Raw genomic sequence first — 18,311 nt, 5'->3', positions numbered from 1 at the left:
GGACTACCTCCCTTCCGAGAGGGAGTTAAGATGGCTGAAGAAGTCGGGGTAGGATATGGCGACGCAGTCCGATCCCTTTATCTCCACCGGACCGTCGGCCACCAGCGCCGCGACCGCCATAGCCATGGCTATACGGTGATCCCCGTGGCTGTCCACCACCGCCGAGTGAAGGGCCTGGCCTCCAGGGATGGTCCAGCCATCGTCGTGCTCGACGATCTGGGCTCCCATGGCCCTGAGACCCTCGGCCACAGCGGCGATTCGATCGCACTCTTTGACTCGAAGCTCCGAGGCCCCCCTTATCTCGGTGGTACCGGACGCCTGGGTGGCGGTGACGGCCAAAACCGGAAGCTCGTCCACCATAGAGGGAACCTGGGATTCTCCCACCGTCACAGAGCTGAGGACGGAGGTCCTGACCACAAGGTCCGCCACCATCTCCCCGCCCTGGGTCCTGGGCGACATGACCGAGCAGTCCAAGCCCATGGATTTAAGCACCTCGAGAAGCCCCGACCTTGTAGGGTTCAGCCCCACACCTATAAGGGAGACCTCCGATCCCGGGGAGATGGCCGCAGCCACGGCCCAGAAGGCGGCGGAGGAGAAGTCTCCCGGAACCCTCCAGGATCCCCCTGGCAGGTCGTCGAAGGGGTAGACGGTGATCGAGCCCCCGTCCTTTCGGACCGGGACGCCCAGGTGCTCCAGCATTATCTCCGTGTGGTCCCTGGTGGGAAGGGGCTCCACCACAGTTACGCTCCCCTGGGCCGACAATCCAGCCAGAAGCAGGGCGCTCTTGACCTGGGCGCTGGCAACCGGTAGAACGTACTGCCCACCGGTCAGCCTGGTCCCCCTTATGGCCAGAGGCAGCCTCTTTCCTCCGTCCCTGCCGTCTATCTTCGCCCCCAGTATCCTCAGAGGGTCCACGACCCGACTCATAGGACGACCCTGAAGGCTCTCGTCTCCCGACATAACCGAGAAGGTCCCTGGGACTCCAGCCAGAAGGCCACACATTAGCCTGGCGGTGGTGCCGGAATTTCCGGCGTCTAAAGGTGCCGATGGGTCCGACAGGCCCTTACCTCTGGAGACCTTCACGCTGTCGCCGGACCTGACCACGTCGCACCCTAGGGCTTTAACGCACTCCAAGGTGCTGGAGCAGTCCGCCCCAGGTGAGAAGTTCGTGACCTCTATACCGTCCTTGGACAGGGCCCCTATCATGCCCACTCTGTGAGAGATGGACTTATCCCCTGGGACCTCCACCGTCCCTCTAACCGAGCCTGGAACCACCTTTACCGAATTTACAGCACCCATCACCGTGACCTCCCTGGTCCGTCAACTATGTAATTCCTCCAGGAAGCGCCCTGAGAGGTCCTTTGAACCGCCGTCGAGCGGTCCCAATCCTTTATCTCCTTAAGTATCTCTATCGCCCTGTCTATGGCTGGACCAAGCTCGCCGTTATGCTCCAACAGCGGTGGAAGAAGCCAGGGAGAACAGCAAGCGACCCTTGAGGTGTCCCGAAATCCCCCTGCGGCCAGATAGGGTATTTGATCCACAGCCTCCGTCGCCTCACCTGCGCCGAGGGACAGGGCGGTGGCGAGGACCATCGGCAGGTGGCTCACCCAGGCGACCGCCCTGTCGTGGTCCTCCCAGGTCATCTCCATAGGGCGTAGGTCCAGCGCCTGGGCCAACCGGTGGGCTGTGGCGATAACCTCCTGCCCTGTGCCCTCTCCCGGGATCAGGGCCACCGTGGCCCCTCTTAACATCTCCCAGGAGGAGTTATCCAGGCCCGACCTCTCCGAGCCAGCCATGGGGTGAAATCCCATGTGGGGCTCTCCCCAGATCTCCCCTAGGCCCTGATGGATATCCCCTCTTACGCTGGAGATGTCGAAAACCGCCTTAAGACCTGAACCGTGAGGAGCTCCCAGCCGAGACAGGGGGACCATGAGGTCCATGGGAACCGCCAGGATGAGCACCTCCGAGAGGCGAATCAGGTCCTCAAGGGATTCAGCGGCCCTTGAGATGATACCCATGGAGAGGGCTGACTTCAGGGACTGGCCGTCCTCGTCCCAGGCGGAGAGGGACCTAAGCTTTCCCCAGCGGGAGAGCCCCGACGCGACGGAGCCTCCCATGAGCCCCAGCCCCAGTATCCCTACATGGCTACCTTCAAGCTCCACGGCGTGGCCTCCGGCTCAAGGGCCTCCATAAGTCGGGAGATCCGTCCCATGAGATGATCGAAGGCCGGAAGGTCCAGTGACTGAGGACCGTCGCAGAGGGCCTCCTCGGGCCTTGAGTGGACCTCGACGATAAGGCCGTCCGCCCCAGCCGCCAGCGCTGCCATACACATAGGGGCCACGAGATCCCTCCTGCCTGTTGCGTGGCTGGGGTCGACTATCACCGGAAGGTGGCTCATAGACTTCACCAGAGGTATAACGCTGAGGTCCAAGGTGTTTCTGGTGCTCTTGTCGAAACTCCTGATCCCCCTCTCGCACAGAATGACCCGGGAGTTACCTCCCGCCAGAATGTACTCCGCCGCCTGGAGCCACTCGTCCACCGTGGCGGACATCCCCCGCTTGAGCAACACCGGTGTGCGAACCTTTCCAAGGGCCTTGAGAAGGGGGAAGTTCTGCATGCTCCTGGTCCCAACCTGGAGTATGTCAACCTGAGGGGCCAGCCACTCTACGTCCTCGGGGGACATCACCTCGGTGACGATAGGCAATCCGGTCTCCTCCCTGGCCTCTTTGAGCAGGTCTATTCCCTGGACCCCCATGCCCTGGAAGGAGTAGGGGTTGGATCGAGGTTTGAAGGCCCCTCCTCTCAGGACCGATGCGCCGGAGGACGCCACGCCCTTGGCGGTCTCAAGAAGCTGCTCCCGGCTCTCCACCGAGCAGGGCCCTGCCATGACAGCCATCTTGCCGCCGCCGATGCTCATTCCCCGACCCAGATCCAGGGGCTTCTGGGGCCCGAAGACCTCCAGGCTCGCCATAGGGTAGGAGCTCTTGGTGGAGGAGACCGACTTGACCGAAGGAAGCTGGCCCAGTGACTTATCGACACCAGTGCCATCGGACACCACGCAGGGCCCCTGAGGACCGGAAACCACCCTGACCTGACCGCCCCTTCTCTCCTGATGATCGCACACCCTGGCTATATCGAGGCTCGAACAATGGTCTTTCAACTGGACTACTATCACGGCAAAATCCTCCTATCTCACAAAAAAATAAATACAAAAAAAGGACCGGACCCGGATGAAAATCCGGTTTCCGGCCCTACTGTACGCCTAGAGTACTATACCCCTAACACAAAGAGGTCGCCCGGCGGCAGGTCCCGATGACGGATTTCCAAAACACCATAGCCACTGACGTAATAACGCCACTGGCTGCCGCTAAAGCTATAAAAGCTGTTCATAGAGCTGATCTGGGTTCCGATAGCTGCCTTGGTCATCGGGGTTCACTCCTTTCGTCCACGGTCTCTCCGTGCAGGTGTATGTTGGCGAAGAATTTTACAGGGTTTCGAGGATTTGTCAAGGGGGGTGGGGCGAGAAACATCCTTAGAGAACCTCTACAAACTCACATTGGAGTCCCCTCGGAGAGATCGTTCCGCCTGCGCCCTGTTTCGCCCAATCGTATACTCAACCTGCCTGTTCCGTACGAACCGCCTCGGAGGGCACGTCCTGTGCCCTGTTTCGGTCGAGCATACGGGCTCTGGGCTACGTCGGAACGACCTCTCCGAGGATTAGAGTTTCAGAGGTCCCTTTTAGAGATTTCCTAATTTAGCCAGCCAAAACCTTGACACGTGCTATGAACACATACTAAAATATCCTCATAGGAGGTGCGGTCTTGAGAAGCTACTCATCGAGGGAAATTATCAAACTGCTCGAAAGAGATGGGTGGACCCTAAAAAAGGCAAAATGACCGTGCCGCATCCCAATAAAGACCTAAAAAAGGGCACTCTTAAAAGCATAGAAAAACAATCTGGCTTAAAATTTTAACGCAAAAAGGAGGCATCTAAAATGAAAGAAAGCTATACCTATCCCGCTATCTTCGAGTTCTACGACGACGGAGGAATCGGGGTGTTTTTCCCCGATCTCCCTGGATGCGTCTCCTGTGGCGACGACGAGGAAGATGCCATAGAAATGGCGAAAGAGGCCCTCGGAGGGCACCTCTTCTGTATGATCGAGGACGGCGACCCCATACCGGCGGCATCCAAAATAAGGGACATTAATCTGGAGAAAGATCAAACGTCGGTTTTAATAACCACCTGGATGCCTATTATCAGGGAAAAGGTCATGCAGAGCTCGGTTAAGAAGACCCTCACCATACCCTTTTGGCTCGACAAGATCGCAAAAGAAAAGGGCGTTAACTATTCCCACATACTCCAGGCTGGGTTAAAAAGACATCTAGGCATAGACGAAAAGACACCCTAACCGCTGAACCATAGCACAAAGGCCCTGGACGTGGCTCCAAGGCCTTTGTGCTATGCTCATGGGGCTACTCTCAACACAAACCAGTAGGGCTCAAACCCTGCTTCCGCAAGCTCTGAGATTAACCCCCAAAAAGGCTCGTAATTGCCCTTGGTGTGAGCCAAGTCCAAAGCCTCGTAATATTCCAGTCGCCTCTCCACAGGTAAAACGATTGGAGGGAATCCGCTTTTCATTAGCTCTAGATTCATAATCAGCCTTGACGTTCTACCGTTGCCATCCACGAAAGGATGGATTTTGACGAACTCACCGTGTACACGGGCGGCCCGCTCCACTGGGTGAAGAGCGAGACCCTCGGTCCGATACCACTGGATAAAGCCCTCCATCTCGCTTTCCACACAAAGGGCATCAGGGGGTACATGGTCGGCACCGGATATTATGACGTTCGTCTTTCTGTAGACGCCGGCATTTTTATCGTCGATATTTTTCAGGATCAGTTGATGAATCGACTTTATTTGCCGTTCCGACAACGGTTCCCGTTTTCTTACCAGATCCTCCACAAAAAAGATCGCCTCTCTGTGGTTGATCACTTCAAAGTGTTCCCGAATGGTTTTTCCCCCGACCGTTATCCCCTCCAAAGCCACTTTGGTCTCCTTCAGCGTGAGGGTGTTACCCTCGATGGCGTTGGAATGGTAAGTCCACCGAAGGACTAGATCGTCGTGTAAATTAGAGACTATTTCCGGCAACAGTGGACGATAGGAATCAAGTTTTTGCTTGAGGGCGTCGAGTTTAATAAAATTCATCATCTTTGGTATCTCCTCTAAAAACGCCCTCATAGCTGGTAACTTAGTAGTTTTAACCCAAACTCCTATCAAAATCAATTATTCTTTGCTTTTTTTGGTGCCTTAAGGGTTTAAAAAATATTTGATTGAGGCTTTTTATTTGACAAAAGAGTGGAGGTCAGAGCTGAAGCATTAAACAACAAGGAGAGAGAGTTGTGTTTTGAATGCTTACCATGAATAAAAGACCTTATTTAGGTTGCTAGGTTACCAGCTATGAAAACGCCCTTGGCGCTATGAAACCTCACCGGACCATGGGGATCAAAAATGCCCTTGAGACCTGCTCCGCAACTTCCTTTCCCCTCAGAATCTCCAGGAGCCTCAGGGCGAAGAAAGGGGTAATGGCGGGGCCCTTGGCGGTGGTGATGTGGCAGTCGGTCTCCACCGTCTCCGACCCTATGGTCGCCCCGGTCAGCCACGATTCCATGCCGGGATAGCAGACCGCTTTCCGTCCCTCCAGGATTCCGGCCTTGCCGAAGACCGCAGGGGCGGCGCAGATAGCGGCCAACTTTTTGCCCTCCGAGTCGTAACGGACCACGAGGTCTAAAAGGCCCTGGTGCTCGGTGTAGGCCACAGTCCCGCCGGGAACCACCAGCATGTCGAAAGGACGGTCAACCACGTCGTCGAAAAGGGCGTCCGCCAGTACAGACACACCGTGCTTGCCCTTCACCGTCGTCCCTCCGTTGAGTGACGTCATGGTCACGCCAACATCCCCCCTACGAAGTATGTCCACCGTCGTGAGGGCCTCTGTTTCCTCGAAACCGTCTATAAGAAAAACCGCAACCTCGATCATGTTATCCCTCCTACCGTCCAGCGAAGAGCTCATCCCAGGCAACATACCTATGGAGAGTCTCGACGAAACTTGAAAGTCCTTGCCCATCCTCCGCAGAAAAACGCCCTTTGGTAGGGCTATCCAGATCCAGAACCCCAAGGACTCGGCCCTCTCGTATCAGAGGGATAACGATCTCCGAGGCAGAGGCCCCGTCGCAGGCGATGTGCCCCGGGAAAAGGTGCACGTCCGGCACGATCTGAATTTCCCCCGTTCGGGCTGCGGCGCCGCAGACGCCTTTGTCCAGGGGGATGCGGGTACAGGCCGGTTTCCCCTGAAATGGCCCCAACACCAGGGCATTTTCACTCTCCCTCATCAGGTAGAAACCCGCCCAGTTCAGGTCGTCCAGAAGCAAATAGAGCAGAGCCGCGGCGTTGGCTAGGTTTGCCAGAGGGTCCGGCTCTTCGCAGATCAAACCGATAAGTTTGGCGTTTACGTAGTTGTAAAGCTGGGTCGGCGTTTCCGCCTTTATCCTGAGAATTTCCTTGGACATGAACGATCACTCCTCTCATAGGGACATTCTAACACCCTAAAGGAGCGTCGTTATAGACCAAGAAGAAACATGACAACCAATAACCAGCCTTTTGGGAGGCCCCAGACTTTTTTTCTCAAAAGAAAATAGTGTATCATTGACCTACGAGACTAAACACTTCAAATATGTGAAACACCTTGGACCATGAAGGGAGCTGTCAAATGTGAGATGCAAAGCAGGTCTACAGTGCAAGATAACGGCGCTGATTTTAGCGTCGGTGTTGCTGGTTCTGGCGGTGGTGGTGGGGATCTCGACGTACATGAACCGCAAAGAGAGTCTGGAGCAGGCTCACAAACTGGCTCTCTCCATGTCCAGGGAATACGCCAACCAGATCAGGGTTGAACTGGAGATGGCCATGGAGGCCACCAGAGGAATGGCCAACATAATCAACGGAATGAGGGAATCGGGGAGACTGGACAGAGACGAGGTAAACCGCATCATGGCTCAGACCCTCCGGGGAAACCCCAACTTCAACGGGATTTGGGGCTGCTGGGAGCCCAACTCATTCGACGGCAGAGACAGCTAATTCGCAGGAGCCGAAGGACACGACGGGACGGGACGTTTCGTTCCCTACTGGTGCAGGGATGGGGGTAGTGTACTCCTGGTAGTTCTCGCTGGCTACGGCCGTGGAGATGATAACGATTGGTATTTCGTTCCGCTGAACGGCGGCAAAGCCAGCCTCACAGAGCCCTATTTCTACGGTCAGATAAACGAGGTCGTTCTCAGCCTTGTTATTCCCCTTGAGGCGGAGGGGAGGAGGATTGGTGTGGTGGGGGTGGATCTGGACATGGCCCCTATCGACGGGATTATCGGCGAGATGAAACTCTACGAGACGGGATTTGGAAGGCTGATGTCCTACACCGGAACCTTAGCCAGCCACCCGGATAAGGCAAGGATCGGCGAGATAGCCGGAGAGCTTAAGGGAGAGGTCGGGGCTGCCACGCTTAGAAGAATCCAGTCGGGAGAGTCCTTTCTGGAGGTCGCCTGGTCCCAGTCGCTGGGCCAAAACACCCTGAAGGCCTTCGCACCGATCCAGGTCATAGGAACCGATACGCCCTGGAGCCTTGGGGTGGTCCTCAGGGAGGACGAGGTAATGGCCTCGTCGGTACGGGTAATGACCCTGTCCCTCATCGTGTCTCTAGCGGGGGCTCTCTTAATAGCGGTCCTTGTGTGGCTCATAGTGAGACAGGTAGTCAGGCCTATAAAAAGGGTGGTCCATCTGGCCTCTATGGCCAGAGACGGAGACCTGACCATAACGAGAGAGGACTTTAACGTCCGCTCCCAAGACGAAATAGGGATCATGGCCGACGCCTTTTCCGCCATGATCGCCAACCAGAGGGAAGCGGTCAGGGCCATAGCCTCAGCGGCGGAAAAACTCGGCACGACCGCCGAAGAGTTCGCCGCCCTGGCGGAGGAGTCCAACGCCGGAGTCGAGGAGTCTCGGGCTGGTGTCAACGACATATCCTTCCAGGTAGAGAGCCTGGCGACCGCCAGCGAGGAGATCAACGCCAGCGTTGAGGAGGTCGCAAGCGGGGCCCAATCTTCCTCCAGGAAAAACGTCGAGATGGCCTCCGATGCGGACAGGGCAAAGGCAGCAGGGGAGAGCGGCGCCGAGGCGGCGGAAAAGGTGGCTAGAAGCATAAAGGCTGTGGCAGAAGGATCGGAGATCGCCGCAGGTGAGGTCAAAGGACTCAGCGACAGGGCCAGAGAGATTCAGAGCTTCGTCCAGGAGATAGGGACCATCGCCGACCAGACCAACCTGCTGGCTCTAAACGCAGCCATTGAGGCGGCAAGGGCGGGAGAGGCTGGCCGAGGGTTCGCCGTCGTCGCCGACGAGGTGAGAAAGCTGGCGGAGAGCAGCAACGTATCGGCCCGTAAGATAGCCGACCTGGCTGGGGAGATAACCGACGACCTGGACAGGATTGCCCTGTCCTCGGAGAGTAACGCCACCAGATCCAGACAGTCCAGCGACCTGGCCGACGAGACCATCGAGACCATCAGGGCCATGATGGAGGAGATATCGGACATAACCATGGCCATCCACGATCTGGCTGCGGTATCGGAGGAACAGTCGGCGTCCAGCGAGGAGATAGCCTCGGCGGTCCAGAACATAGCCTCCCAAGTGGCGGCTGCGGCTGGATCGGTGGACGTAATTCGGACTCAGATGACCGAGGTCAGCACCTCCGCAGAGAGGGTCGCTCTAGGGGCGGAGGACCTGTCGATCCTTTCGGGGACACTGAGGCTACAGATAGGGGCGTTCAAGGTAGAAAGAATCGACAATCAAAGCCTGGAGGTGAAGAGATGAAAACGAGAATCACAGCTCTGGCGATATCCCTGATCCTAGCGGCAGGTCCATCGTGGGGAAAGTGCAGTGAGGCCATATACACCGAGCTCGTGGATGGATACAGGTTCTGCGTCTCCTCCGTTCTGTCTCCCCAGGGGAAATTCACCTACGGCCCGGAAAATCTGCTCAACCCCACAGGACAGACCACGTGGTGCGAGGGAGTCCCGGGAGACGGCATAGGAGAGTATATCCTCATGGAGTGGGGCAATCCCTACGCCCTCAAATCCATGGTTGTAGAGAACGGCTACGTCAAAAGCGAGAAGGCCTTTCTTGATAACAACAGGGTGAAAAGGGCGAGAATAGAGACCTCCTGCGGGGTGGTTATGGAGGTCCAGTTGAAGGACCAGAGGGGAACTCAGCGAATATCCTTTCCCTACGTGGTGAAACCTACGTGGATAAAGTTCACAATTCTGGACGTGTACAGAGGTCGAAAATATAAAGACACCTGCGTATCGTCCATCTGGCCCGATTTCGAGGAGACCAGATGGGGAAGTCACTAGGAGGGAATTTTTTTGAACAAAGAACTGGAAGATTTGAGGGGTAAAATCGACGAGATAGACCGCTCTCTGGCGGAGCTTATAGGCCGCAGAGCAAAAGTAGCTGTGGAGATAGGCAGGGCCAAGGGGACAGCTCCGGTGTACGACCCGACCAGGGAGAGAGAGGTCATACGCAGGTTCAAAGAGGCCAACGGCGACCTGGATCAGGAGGCCCTGGCTGGGATACACAGAGAGATCATCTCCCTGTGCAGGTCGATGCAGTGCCGACCCGTCGTGGCCTGCATGGGACCGGAGGGGTCCTACTCCCAGCAAGCCATGGAGAAAGCCCTTGGGTCATCTGTGGATGGGCTCTTCGTTTCTGGCCCCAGAGAGGTCTTTCGGGCGGTGGAGACGGGCAAGGCAACTATGGGGATAGTTCCGGTGGAGAACACCGTCGAAGGGGTGGTCTACGGGACCCTGGACGGCTTCGCCCAGACCTCTCCGAAGATGGCCATACTCCAGGAGGTAGCCCTTCCCATAAGGCACGTCCTGGCGGCGAGCTGCGACATAGGTGAGATAGAGAAGGTGGTATCCCACCCTCAGGCCCTGGCCCAGTCCAGACTGTGGCTGGAGGAGCATCTTCCCGGTGCCGCTAAAAACCCGGTGGTCACCACCAGCCACGGGGCCTACATGGCGAAAGAGCGGGGGACAGCGGCGGTGTGCAGTGCGAAGGCGGCGGAAATAAACGGCCTTCGGGTTCTGGCACAGGATATCCAGGACCAGCCCCACAACACCACCAGGTTCTGGGTCGTGGGGGAAAAAATGTCCAAGAGGACCGGAGGGGACAAGTCATCCATCCTATTTTCCGTTCCCCACAGGCCCGGGTCCCTATTGGACGCCCTGGACCCTCTCAGAAGCTGTGGCGTAAACCTGACGGCCATCCAGTCTCGTCCCATGCCCGGAAATCCCTTCGAGTACCTTTTCTTCCTGGACATGGAGGGGGACATCGAATCCCTGTCCCAGGCCATGGAGGATATGGGGAAAAAGTGCCTGAGGATCAGGGTTTTAGGCTCATATCCCTCGGACCTGACTGTCCCTTTCGGAGGTTAGACTGTAAAATAGATGGGCACTGATATTCAAGTTCAGGAGGGATTCTATTGAGCCCATTTCCTAACAGCGTAAAAAAATCCTTCGCCATGGTCATGGTGGTCCTTATGCTGGTGACCGCCCTTCCTATATTTCTCTTCGCCCATCGTGAGCTGACCAACGCAAAAGAATCGGCGTCGGAGGTCATGAAAAACGCAGTCACCCTCCAGGCTGGCCACATGGCTAGATGGATAGGCACAACCATGGAGGAGATCCGGGTGATCTCGGGGCTCTCCTCGGTAAGGTCGAGAGACTTCCAGACGATGGAGATGGACTTTCAAACCATAGCTACCGACAGGACCGATATTATGGACATGGTCTACGTGAACACCGCAGGAAGACCGATAGTCAGTAGCGCTAGCGGAGTGGTCGAGTCCACCGACATATCTCTAACCGATCGCGACTACTTTCTCGCCGCCATGGAGGGCAAGGAGTGGGTATCGTCGGTGTTGATCAGCAGGGTAAGAAACAAGCCTATAATAATTTTCTCCGTTCCTCTGTTGGATCAAAAGGGCGTTTTCGACGGCCTGGTGTTCGGATCGGTCAGAATCGCCCACCTGTCAAACCTGCTCTCAAAACAGAGGTTCGGCAGCGGAGGGACCTTTCAGCTTTTCGACGGCATGGGATGTCCCTTAGGAGACGACTTTAAACCATACGACCCTCACAATCACACTCAATTCGACGTCGCCAAAGCCAAGGAGGAAGGGGGGCTTATGGTAGAGGAGGAAGAATCCGAGACCTTGACCTACGTCATGCCGATTCCGGGAAGCGACCTCTTCGTTGGAGGATCGCTCTCTCTGGGTGAAATCCGCGCAGGGACAGCGAGGCTCGTAAAGGCCACCACTGCCGCCTTGGCGTTGCTGTCGCTAATAGGGCTGGCGCTTTTCCTGTCCCTGACGAGAAGGATAAGTCGATCTCTGGACACCCTCACCGACAGCCTCTCCTCTGTGGCGGAGGGGGATTATTCTCCTATTGAGAGCTCCAGGCTTTCCCCTCTTCCCAAAGAGCTTAGAGATATAGCGGAGGCCATAGAGTACCTCAAGGAAGAGGTTCGTACCTCCATAGATGAGATAAGGGAACAGGGCATCCGAGATTCCCTGACCGGCCTGCACAACCGGCGGTTCTTCGAGGAGACCATAAGGGAGCTGGGCAAGGGGCACATGGACCCGGTCACGGTGGTCATGTGCGACGTCAACGGCCTTAAGCTCATAAACGACGGCATGGGTCACAAATGGGGAGACAGGCTTATAGAGAGGGCTAAAGAGGTCCTTCTGGAGATCGCAGGGGAGCAAGACACCGTCGCCCGTATCGGAGGGGACGAGTTCGCCGTCATAATGCCCCAAAACGACGGCTCCGGGGTAGACCTACGGTTCAGGGATATAGTCTCCTCGGCCAACTCCGATGACATCGATATCCCCCTGTACATGGCATGGGGAACCGCCAGCGGCAACGCCGCCGCTAGGTCGATAGACGAGATAGTGAAAGACGCGGACGATAGGATGTACGCCCTAAAGGAGGTCCAGAGGGAGGACGCCAGAGGAGGAATACTAAAGTTCTTCCTGAAGACCATAAAGCAAAGGGAAAACAGGAGGACAAGCCACATGGACCGGTGTCGGGACATAATGGACCGCTTCCTCAAAACCGTTCCCGAAATAGACGGCCTCTTCAGGAAGAGGATGGTCCGCCTTGCGGCTATCCACGACATAGGCCTTATAGGGGTAGACAGCGAGATCCTCGCCAAGAAAGGCCCTCTGAACGACGAGGAGATGAGGGAGGTCAGAAGCCACCCGGAGATAGGCTACCGCATCGCCTTCGCCGTCCCCAATCTGTCGGACCTGGCGGACCCCATTCTCCACCACCATCAGAGGTGGGACGGTCAAGGCTATCCCCTGAGAAAAAGCCCTGTTTCGGGAGAGGACATCCCCCTTGAGAGCCGCATAATGTCCTTAGTTGACAGCTACGAGGCCATGATTCACAGAGAGTACTTACCGGTACTGAGCCATAACGAGGCTATAGAGGAGATAAGATCCTGCGCCGGATCCCAGTTCGACCCGATCTGGGCGGAGCGGTTCGCCTCGTTCTTGGAGACCTGGCAGCCGGGAGACTAAAAGCCTGACAGGACCCCTCATCCCACAGGGATACGAGGGGTCCTGTTTTTGCAAAACAGCGAAAACGGCGAAACACGTGTTACGTTTTGACAAAACCGTTGCAAAAATGGCACGCCGTTGTATGCTCTCCGTGGCCTGTTATAGGGGCTAAACTTCAGGAGGTGAGCTTTTTGCATATTTCCGAGGGGGTTCTGTCCGTTCCGGTTCTGGCGGCAGGGGCGGCCCTTACCCTGGGCTTCACCGTCAAGGGACTGAGGTCCATCAAGGCGGAGGACGTTCCAGCCACAGGCATCGTTTCGGCAGGCATCTTCGTGGCCTCGCTGATTCACATATCGGTGGGTCCGTCCAGCGTCCATCTGCTGCTGAACGGCGTATCGGGGGCCATATTAGGCTGGGCGGTGTTTCCCGCCTGTCTGGTCGCCCTGTTTTTACAGGCGATGCTGTTTCAGTTCGGCGGCCTGACGACCTTGGGGGTCAACGTGATGGACATGGCCTTCCCGGGGCTGGTTTTCGGGGCGGTCTTCAGGGCGATCTTCGTTTCAAAAGGCAAGTGGGGACTGCTGTCAGGGGCCTTTCTTTGCGGTGTCGGAGGGGTCTTGCTCACCGCGGTAATGACCGCCGGAGCCCTTGCCCTGACGGGAGAGAACTTTACGGTCGCCGCAAAGCTCATAGTGTGGTCCCACATACCGGTAGCCCTCATAGAGGGAGTGGTGGGAGCTATGGCCATAGGATTTCTGGCCCGGACAAGGCCTAACATGATTGGAAGAAAGAGCGGTGAACTGCTGTGAAGCGAGCGTATTACCTTATAGCCCTTGTATTTTGCCTCACCGTCTCCCCGGCCTTCGGACACAACGTCCTCATGATGGCCAACTTCGAGGGGCACGCAGTGACAGGAGAGGCGTTCTACAGCACCGGAGAAGCCATAGCGGATGCTATCGTCACCGTTGAGTCGGACGGAGCAACCGTCGGGGAGGGCAAGACCGACGGAGATGGTGCCTTCTCGGTAGCCATACTATCTGGCACGACCTCCGCCAAGGTCACCGTCAACGCCGGAATGGGGCACGTCGCCCACGAGGACATAGCCAGAGAGGCCGCCCCGGAGCCTGCGGCGGAGGCCAAAGAGGCTCCCTCGACAATCTCTGGAATATCTGAGCAGGACATAAAGAAGGCGGTGGCGGCGGAAATAGCCCCTCTCAGACAGATGATCTCCGACCTCCACAAGGCCCAGACCAAGCCGGATATCCCGAGGATACTGGGAGGCATAGGGTATATAGTGGGGCTGGTGGGGGCCTTTATGTGGGGAAGGAGCCGTGGCTGATTCGCTCCTCGGCAGGATAGACCCTAGGTGGAAGATAATCCTGGCTTTCTCGATCTCTGCGGCGGCCTCGGTATCGGGCCAGATCAGGACCGCCGCCTTTATGGTGGCCTACGGCCTGATACTGGTGGCACTTGGAAAGTTTAAGGCCATCGACGTGGCTAAAAGGCTGGCGGCGGTCATAACCTAAAAGGGCACCGCCATGGTGATGGTCCTCATGGGACTTCTGGGAACAAGCCCTCTCCACCTGACCCTCCAGGGACTCAGAGACCTGGGGCTGCCCTCTAAGCTGGTGATGCTCCTCCACTTCTGTTCCCGGTACGTCCACGTCATAGCCGACGAGAAAAGGCGTATCCACGAGGCGGCGATACTAAGAGGATACAGGCCGGGACTATCAAAAATGGGACTAAAGACCGCCGCTTCCCTGGTGGGCTCCCTTTTGGTAAAGAGCTACGACCGATCCATGAGGGTGAACGACGCCCTTACGCTAAGGGGGTTTGACGGATATTTCTTGAGATAGGCCATTCCTTTGGGATATAATCGAGAGACAGAGAATGTTACAGGTCTCATATATTCAGGAGGTGCGAGGACATGACTATACGTCACAGGTTTGGCCTACTGCTGGTCATACTGGTGCTGACCCTTGTCGGCATGGGAGGTACGACCTTCATCAGAGGGGACAGTATCCTCAGAAACCAGGTGGACGAGACGGGAATGGAGACCGTCAGAGGAGCGTCGGAGACCGTCAAGGAGCACTTCGACATGCTGGCGGGGATCATCGACAACAACGCCATGGCAATAGCCCAGGCGTGGCGGGAGGGCAAAAGGAGCTTCACCGACATGCAGGACGTCATGGTCGAATCTCTGGGCCGAAACTCAAAACGGGGTTTCCAGGACCTTTACTTCGGCTTCGAGAGCAACGGAGACTTCGCCACGAGCCACAGACTGGTCGCACCTGAGGGCTTCGACGCAAGGAAGAGAAGCTGGTACGTCCTGGCCCAGAAGCTGGGCAAGGGCAAAATAGGGGTCACCGAGCCCTATATCGACGTAACCACCAAACAGCCGGTCATATCCCTCAGCACCTTGATCCACGACGACCAGGGCAACCTGATCGGCGCCGTCGGTGCGGACGTAGGGATAGACCATCTTGTGGAGTTCACCAAAAAGCTCACCATCCTAGGACAGGGCAAGGGAGTGCTCCTCAGCGGCGAGGGAATGGTCATAGCTGGGCCGGTGGAAGAGGACGTCATGAAGGTAAAGCTCACCGATAAGTCAGAGCCAGACGTGGCGGAGCTAGGACGGCGGATGACCTCAGGCCAGACAGGAGCCTTAGAGGTGGACCTGAACGGACGGCACACCGCCTTCTACACCTCGACTCCCTGGGGGATATCGCTGGCCATACTGTACCCTCACAGCGCCATAGTCTCTCTGGTGAGGTCCTTGACCGTACCACTTCTTATAATATCCCTCGTCGCCCTGATAACCACCTTGATCACCGTGGTCCTGACCTATAAGGGAATAGCCTCTCCCCTGAGAAAGGTCTCCACCATGGCGGCGTCCATAAAGGACCGAGACCTGACGGTGGACCCACGGTCCATAGGCTACAGGGCAAAGGACGAACTGGGGCACATGATACTGGCCCTCGCCGATATGGTTGACGGCTTTAGGTCGACCATAGAACACGTGGCGGGAGAGTCCACCCACATAAGCACCAGCTCATCAGGCCTTGCGGCGCTTAGCGAACAGACCAGTGCCTCAATGGACGAGGTGAAACAGGCGGTCCAGGAGATGGTGGCCCTGGCGGAGACCAACGCCGCCTCGTTGGAGGAGACCAACGCAGGAGTGGAGGAGGTTTCCTCCAGCGCCCACATGGCCGCCGATTCGGCCACCCAGGGAACCGAGGCCACAGCCACCGCCACTGAAACCGCCGAAGGAGCGGTTAAGCTTGTGTCGATCGTCATAGACGGAGTCGAGTCAGTGGGCAAGAAGTCCGAGGAGACCGTCAAAAAGATGAACAGCCTGGCCGAGTCGGTCCAGAAGATAACCGGCTTCATCGACACCATAAACTCCATCGCCGATCAGACCAACCTGCTGGCCCTCAACGCAGCTATAGAGGCAGCCAGGGCAGGAGAGGCGGGGAGGGGCTTCGCCGTGGTCGCCGAGGAGGTCCGAAAGCTGGCGGAGGAATCGGGCCACGCGGCGGGGAATATCGACGTGCTGATAGGAGACCTCCAGAAACAGGCCAAAGAATCTATATCCATAACCAAAGAAAACGAGGCCGTCATGAAGGAGACCGTAGGCAAGGCGTCGGAGGCCAGAGTAGGCCTCGAACGGACATTGGAGAGCATCAAGACCGTCAACGGGGCCATGCAGAACATCGCCGCGACCTCCCAGGAACAGGCTGCGTCGTCCAACGAGATGGCCAGTGCGGTGGATCTAGCGTCCAAGTCCACCGTGGAGATGGCGGAGAAGGTAGGCTCCATAAAGGGATCCTCCCAGGAGACAGCCCAGGCCTCCGAGAACGTGGCAAAAGAGGCGGAGAAGCTGGCGAAGCTGGCCCAGTCCATAGAGACGGAGCTCAAAAAGTTCCACACAAAAGGATCAGGACTGGCGGTAAAGAACTAAAGGGGATCTCTAAAAACCCACTTTTGAGTCCCCTCGGAGAGACCGCCCCGCCTGCGCCCTGTTTCGCCCAATCGTATACTCGACCTGCCTGTTTCGTACGAACCACCTCGGAGGGCACGTCCTGTGCCCCCTTTCGGTCGAATATACGGGCTCAAATGGGCTCCGTCGGAACGATCTCTCCGAGGATTAGAGTTTTTACAGGTGTCTTAAGTGTACGACCTGAAAAACCTAGACCTCTACTGGACGGCCATAAAAAACGACAATCAAAGAAGGATCGACCTGACCCGTCTCGATTTCTCGTCATCCCAAAAGACGGTTTCCATGGACATCCAGTCAGCTGGGACAGGCGACGTCACCGCAGATTTCGGGGAAAAGGCCAGCGAGAAAAGCAGCAGCGGCTGCAACTTGGGGATACCGTCGCTCTCTTTGATCCTTCTAACCACGCCGCTTGTTTTGTTGAAGAGACGGTAGGGATAAAAATAAAATTTTAACAATGCAAGCCATGATTTTTTTTGCCAGATAGCCCCTATTTCACATCGATGGGGGCTATCTGTATTGTGTTATTCTTTCATAGCAACCCTGATCGCTTCCTCAAGATCTTTTTTGAAGACGTTGAAACTCGGCATGTCTATTCGAATGGGGTCTATCGTCCCATTATGGATCAGGTCCCTCAAAAGCTCCGACGTTCCCTCTTCGCCTAAGGTTTTCTGCAATACCTTTTTGGGCGCTCCTTTCTCGCTCGAATCGTTACCCGAGAGCTCCTCAAATCTACCGCAGTCACGATAGCTATCCTCCTGGACAGCGCAGAGTAACCAGCACTCGGATTTTGTCTTGGGGACCATTGCAACCCCTGTCCTCAGACCAGCCTTTTCGAAGCCATAAACTATAGAGTTTCGTTTGTCATCCCACTCCGATCTAGGAGAGGATCTGGTTCCATCGCAATCCCTGAAAAGGATCGCCACGACCGATTGGCCCTGATCCTCCTCCTTCTTCTTCAATGCATATCGTCCTAGCAGAAAGGCGTTTCGTTGAAAATAGATATTGCGACCTTTAACCCCTGGGAGAAACATCTTACGTCCTTTTTCTTTTAGATCCCCGAGTCCCTTTTCGGAGACGTAGGCCATAATAAGGGTCTCTAAGGGAGAGTAATGTAAGCGTCAAACCTAGCAGTACATCGACTATCTCGGCAACAGATGGGATAATCTTGTCATAAAAAAAGCTCGCAGCGAGCTTACTCCGCTGCGAGCCTAATATATTCAGGGGTGTTCCAGGGCATGAGCTGTTCCAGTTGCTCTGGGTCTACCAGGTTTAGGTTGGGGGCTTTTTGGAAGAGGTAGACCAGATACCTATAGGGGTTGAGGTCGTTTGCCATGGCCGTTGTTACTATGGTCAGTATCAAGGCACTGGACTTTGCCCCTCTCGGAGTGTTCGAGAACAGGAAGTTTTTTCTGCAGACGGCAAAGCTCTTTGCAAGCCTTTCTGCCTCGTTGTTGGAGGCCTCAAGCCTCCCGTCAAGAAGGTAGTTTTGCAGAGATTCCCACTGGTTTAGGGTGTACTTTACGGCGTTGCCGAAGTGGCTTTTAGGGAGGTCATCAAAAGACTGGAGCCACGACAAAAAGTCGTCAAGAACCGGTTTTGCCAGTTCATGGCGCTTAGAGTGTATTTCCTCTGGGCTCAGGTCCTTTATGTCCCTCT

22 protein-coding genes and 1 pseudogene are annotated in these 18,311 nt (G+C 56.3%); 14 read left to right on the top strand and 9 right to left on the bottom strand.

Annotation, left to right across the window (positions count from 1 at the left end):
- Positions 1–3 precede the first annotated feature (3 nt).
- The 4 genes from aroA to B9Y55_RS13200 all read right to left on the bottom strand — a co-directional run bounded on the left by aroA (position 4) and on the right by B9Y55_RS13200 (position 3,426).
- Positions 4–1,299, bottom strand: a complete 1,296-nt coding sequence (gene aroA / locus B9Y55_RS04470; protein ID WP_085544168.1) for a 3-phosphoshikimate 1-carboxyvinyltransferase — start codon at positions 1,297–1,299, stop codon at positions 4–6.
- Complete coding sequence (locus B9Y55_RS04465) at positions 1,299–2,162, bottom strand: prephenate dehydrogenase (protein ID WP_085544167.1); 864 nt, start codon at positions 2,160–2,162, stop codon at positions 1,299–1,301. Before B9Y55_RS04465 ends, aroA begins: the two co-directional genes overlap by 1 nt.
- Positions 2,138–3,175, bottom strand: coding sequence for a 3-deoxy-7-phosphoheptulonate synthase (gene aroF / locus B9Y55_RS04460; protein ID WP_085544166.1), 1,038 nt, complete (start codon positions 3,173–3,175; stop codon positions 2,138–2,140). Before aroF ends, B9Y55_RS04465 begins: the two co-directional genes overlap by 25 nt.
- A gap of 95 nt (positions 3,176–3,270) precedes the next feature.
- Entirely contained in the window at positions 3,271–3,426 is a 156-nt protein-coding gene (locus tag B9Y55_RS13200; protein ID WP_159448227.1) for a hypothetical protein, read from the bottom strand.
- 445 nt (positions 3,427–3,871) lie between these two features.
- Between B9Y55_RS13200 and B9Y55_RS13710 the strand changes: the two genes are divergently transcribed.
- On the top strand, positions 3,872–3,973 hold the full coding sequence (locus B9Y55_RS13710; RefSeq protein WP_200806621.1) for a type II toxin-antitoxin system HicA family toxin: 102 nt from the start codon (positions 3,872–3,874) through the stop codon (positions 3,971–3,973).
- 21 nt (positions 3,974–3,994) lie between these two features.
- Positions 3,995–4,408, top strand: a complete 414-nt coding sequence (locus B9Y55_RS04450) for a type II toxin-antitoxin system HicB family antitoxin (protein WP_085544165.1) — start codon at positions 3,995–3,997, stop codon at positions 4,406–4,408.
- Positions 4,409–4,464: 56 nt separating this feature from the next.
- On the opposite strand, the gene B9Y55_RS04445 is transcribed toward B9Y55_RS04450, so the two are convergent.
- The 3 genes from B9Y55_RS04445 to B9Y55_RS04435 form a co-directional block, all read right to left on the bottom strand.
- Positions 4,465–5,283 (bottom strand): Fic family protein, encoded by an 819-nt coding sequence (locus tag B9Y55_RS04445; RefSeq protein ID WP_200806620.1) that lies wholly within the window; start codon positions 5,281–5,283, stop codon positions 4,465–4,467.
- 202 nt (positions 5,284–5,485) lie between these two features.
- Positions 5,486–6,034 carry a DJ-1 family glyoxalase III gene (locus B9Y55_RS04440; RefSeq protein WP_085544163.1) on the bottom strand — a complete coding sequence of 183 codons (549 nt, stop codon included), beginning with the start codon at positions 6,032–6,034 and terminating at the stop codon, positions 5,486–5,488.
- Positions 6,035–6,044: 10 nt separating this feature from the next.
- Positions 6,045–6,563: a GAF domain-containing protein gene (locus B9Y55_RS04435; protein ID WP_085544162.1), complete on the bottom strand. Its 519-nt coding sequence runs from the start codon at positions 6,561–6,563 to the stop codon at positions 6,045–6,047.
- A 202-nt stretch (positions 6,564–6,765) separates the two neighbouring features.
- Between B9Y55_RS04435 and B9Y55_RS04430 the strand changes: the two genes are divergently transcribed.
- From B9Y55_RS04430 to B9Y55_RS04380, 12 genes and pseudogenes are all read left to right on the top strand, one after another.
- On the top strand, positions 6,766–7,128 hold the full coding sequence (locus tag B9Y55_RS04430; RefSeq protein ID WP_085544161.1) for a PDC sensor domain-containing protein: 363 nt from the start codon (positions 6,766–6,768) through the stop codon (positions 7,126–7,128).
- Positions 7,129–7,170: 42 nt separating this feature from the next.
- Positions 7,171–7,662 (top strand): annotated as a pseudogene (locus B9Y55_RS13705) (PDC sensor domain-containing protein); the annotation flags it as partial.
- A gap of 33 nt (positions 7,663–7,695) precedes the next feature.
- On the top strand, positions 7,696–8,907 hold the full coding sequence (locus B9Y55_RS04425) for a methyl-accepting chemotaxis protein (RefSeq protein ID WP_407641444.1): 1,212 nt from the start codon (positions 7,696–7,698) through the stop codon (positions 8,905–8,907).
- Positions 8,904–9,446 carry an NADase-type glycan-binding domain-containing protein gene (locus B9Y55_RS04420; protein WP_085544159.1) on the top strand — a complete coding sequence of 181 codons (543 nt, stop codon included), beginning with the start codon at positions 8,904–8,906 and terminating at the stop codon, positions 9,444–9,446. The genes B9Y55_RS04425 and B9Y55_RS04420 overlap by 4 nt, the downstream gene beginning before the upstream one ends.
- A gap of 12 nt (positions 9,447–9,458) precedes the next feature.
- Positions 9,459–10,532: a prephenate dehydratase gene (gene pheA / locus B9Y55_RS04415; RefSeq protein ID WP_085544158.1), complete on the top strand. Its 1,074-nt coding sequence runs from the start codon at positions 9,459–9,461 to the stop codon at positions 10,530–10,532.
- A gap of 47 nt (positions 10,533–10,579) precedes the next feature.
- Positions 10,580–12,676 carry a diguanylate cyclase gene (locus tag B9Y55_RS04410; protein WP_085544157.1) on the top strand — a complete coding sequence of 699 codons (2,097 nt, stop codon included), beginning with the start codon at positions 10,580–10,582 and terminating at the stop codon, positions 12,674–12,676.
- Between the two features lie 170 nt (positions 12,677–12,846).
- Complete coding sequence (gene cbiM, locus B9Y55_RS04405) at positions 12,847–13,464, top strand: cobalt transporter CbiM (RefSeq protein ID WP_085544156.1); 618 nt, start codon at positions 12,847–12,849, stop codon at positions 13,462–13,464.
- Positions 13,461–13,994 carry a carboxypeptidase regulatory-like domain-containing protein gene (locus B9Y55_RS04400; protein ID WP_085544155.1) on the top strand — a complete coding sequence of 178 codons (534 nt, stop codon included), beginning with the start codon at positions 13,461–13,463 and terminating at the stop codon, positions 13,992–13,994. The genes cbiM and B9Y55_RS04400 overlap by 4 nt, the downstream gene beginning before the upstream one ends.
- Positions 13,987–14,181, top strand: coding sequence for an energy-coupling factor transporter transmembrane component T family protein (locus tag B9Y55_RS04395; protein WP_085544154.1), 195 nt, complete (start codon positions 13,987–13,989; stop codon positions 14,179–14,181). Before B9Y55_RS04400 ends, B9Y55_RS04395 begins: the two co-directional genes overlap by 8 nt.
- Before the next feature lie 12 nt (positions 14,182–14,193).
- Complete coding sequence (locus B9Y55_RS04390) at positions 14,194–14,511, top strand: energy-coupling factor transporter transmembrane component T family protein (RefSeq protein ID WP_085544153.1); 318 nt, start codon at positions 14,194–14,196, stop codon at positions 14,509–14,511.
- Between the two features lie 71 nt (positions 14,512–14,582).
- Positions 14,583–16,616, top strand: coding sequence for a methyl-accepting chemotaxis protein (locus B9Y55_RS04385; protein WP_085544152.1), 2,034 nt, complete (start codon positions 14,583–14,585; stop codon positions 16,614–16,616).
- A 210-nt stretch (positions 16,617–16,826) separates the two neighbouring features.
- The gene (locus B9Y55_RS04380; protein ID WP_085544151.1) at positions 16,827–17,087 is read left to right on the top strand and encodes a Synerg-CTERM sorting domain-containing protein; all 261 of its coding nucleotides are present in this window, start codon (positions 16,827–16,829) and stop codon (positions 17,085–17,087) included.
- 89 nt (positions 17,088–17,176) lie between these two features.
- Here the strand turns inward: B9Y55_RS04380 and B9Y55_RS04375 are convergent, their stop codons facing one another.
- Both B9Y55_RS04375 and B9Y55_RS04370 read right to left on the bottom strand, forming a co-directional pair.
- Positions 17,177–17,614, bottom strand: a complete 438-nt coding sequence (locus tag B9Y55_RS04375; protein ID WP_143340809.1) for a hypothetical protein — start codon at positions 17,612–17,614, stop codon at positions 17,177–17,179.
- Between the two features lie 233 nt (positions 17,615–17,847).
- A partial coding sequence (locus B9Y55_RS04370) for an IS66 family transposase (protein WP_143340808.1) occupies positions 17,848–18,311 on the bottom strand: 464 nt, incomplete at its 5' end.

The organism is Dethiosulfovibrio salsuginis, assembly GCF_900177735.1.
Classification (GTDB): domain Bacteria; phylum Synergistota; class Synergistia; order Synergistales; family Dethiosulfovibrionaceae; genus Dethiosulfovibrio; species Dethiosulfovibrio salsuginis.
This window is presented reverse-complemented; position numbering and strand designations above follow the sequence as displayed.

What these genes read in the sequence shown, in the direction of transcription:
- aroA (WP_085544168.1), bottom strand. Translation starts at nt 1,299, where the DNA reads ATGGGTGCTGTAAATTCGGTAAAGGTGGTTCCAGGCTCGGTTAGAGGG.
- B9Y55_RS13200 (WP_159448227.1), bottom strand. Translation starts at nt 3,426, where the DNA reads ATGACCAAGGCAGCTATCGGAACCCAGATCAGCTCTATGAACAGCTTT.
- B9Y55_RS04450 (WP_085544165.1), top strand. Translation starts at nt 3,995, where the DNA reads ATGAAAGAAAGCTATACCTATCCCGCTATCTTCGAGTTCTACGACGAC.
- B9Y55_RS04440 (WP_085544163.1), bottom strand. Translation starts at nt 6,034, where the DNA reads ATGATCGAGGTTGCGGTTTTTCTTATAGACGGTTTCGAGGAAACAGAG.
- B9Y55_RS04435 (WP_085544162.1), bottom strand. Translation starts at nt 6,563, where the DNA reads ATGTCCAAGGAAATTCTCAGGATAAAGGCGGAAACGCCGACCCAGCTT.
- B9Y55_RS04425 (WP_407641444.1), top strand. Translation starts at nt 7,696, where the DNA reads ATGGCCTCGTCGGTACGGGTAATGACCCTGTCCCTCATCGTGTCTCTA.
- B9Y55_RS04420 (WP_085544159.1), top strand. Translation starts at nt 8,904, where the DNA reads ATGAAAACGAGAATCACAGCTCTGGCGATATCCCTGATCCTAGCGGCA.
- B9Y55_RS04390 (WP_085544153.1), top strand. Translation starts at nt 14,194, where the DNA reads ATGGTGATGGTCCTCATGGGACTTCTGGGAACAAGCCCTCTCCACCTG.
- B9Y55_RS04385 (WP_085544152.1), top strand. Translation starts at nt 14,583, where the DNA reads ATGACTATACGTCACAGGTTTGGCCTACTGCTGGTCATACTGGTGCTG.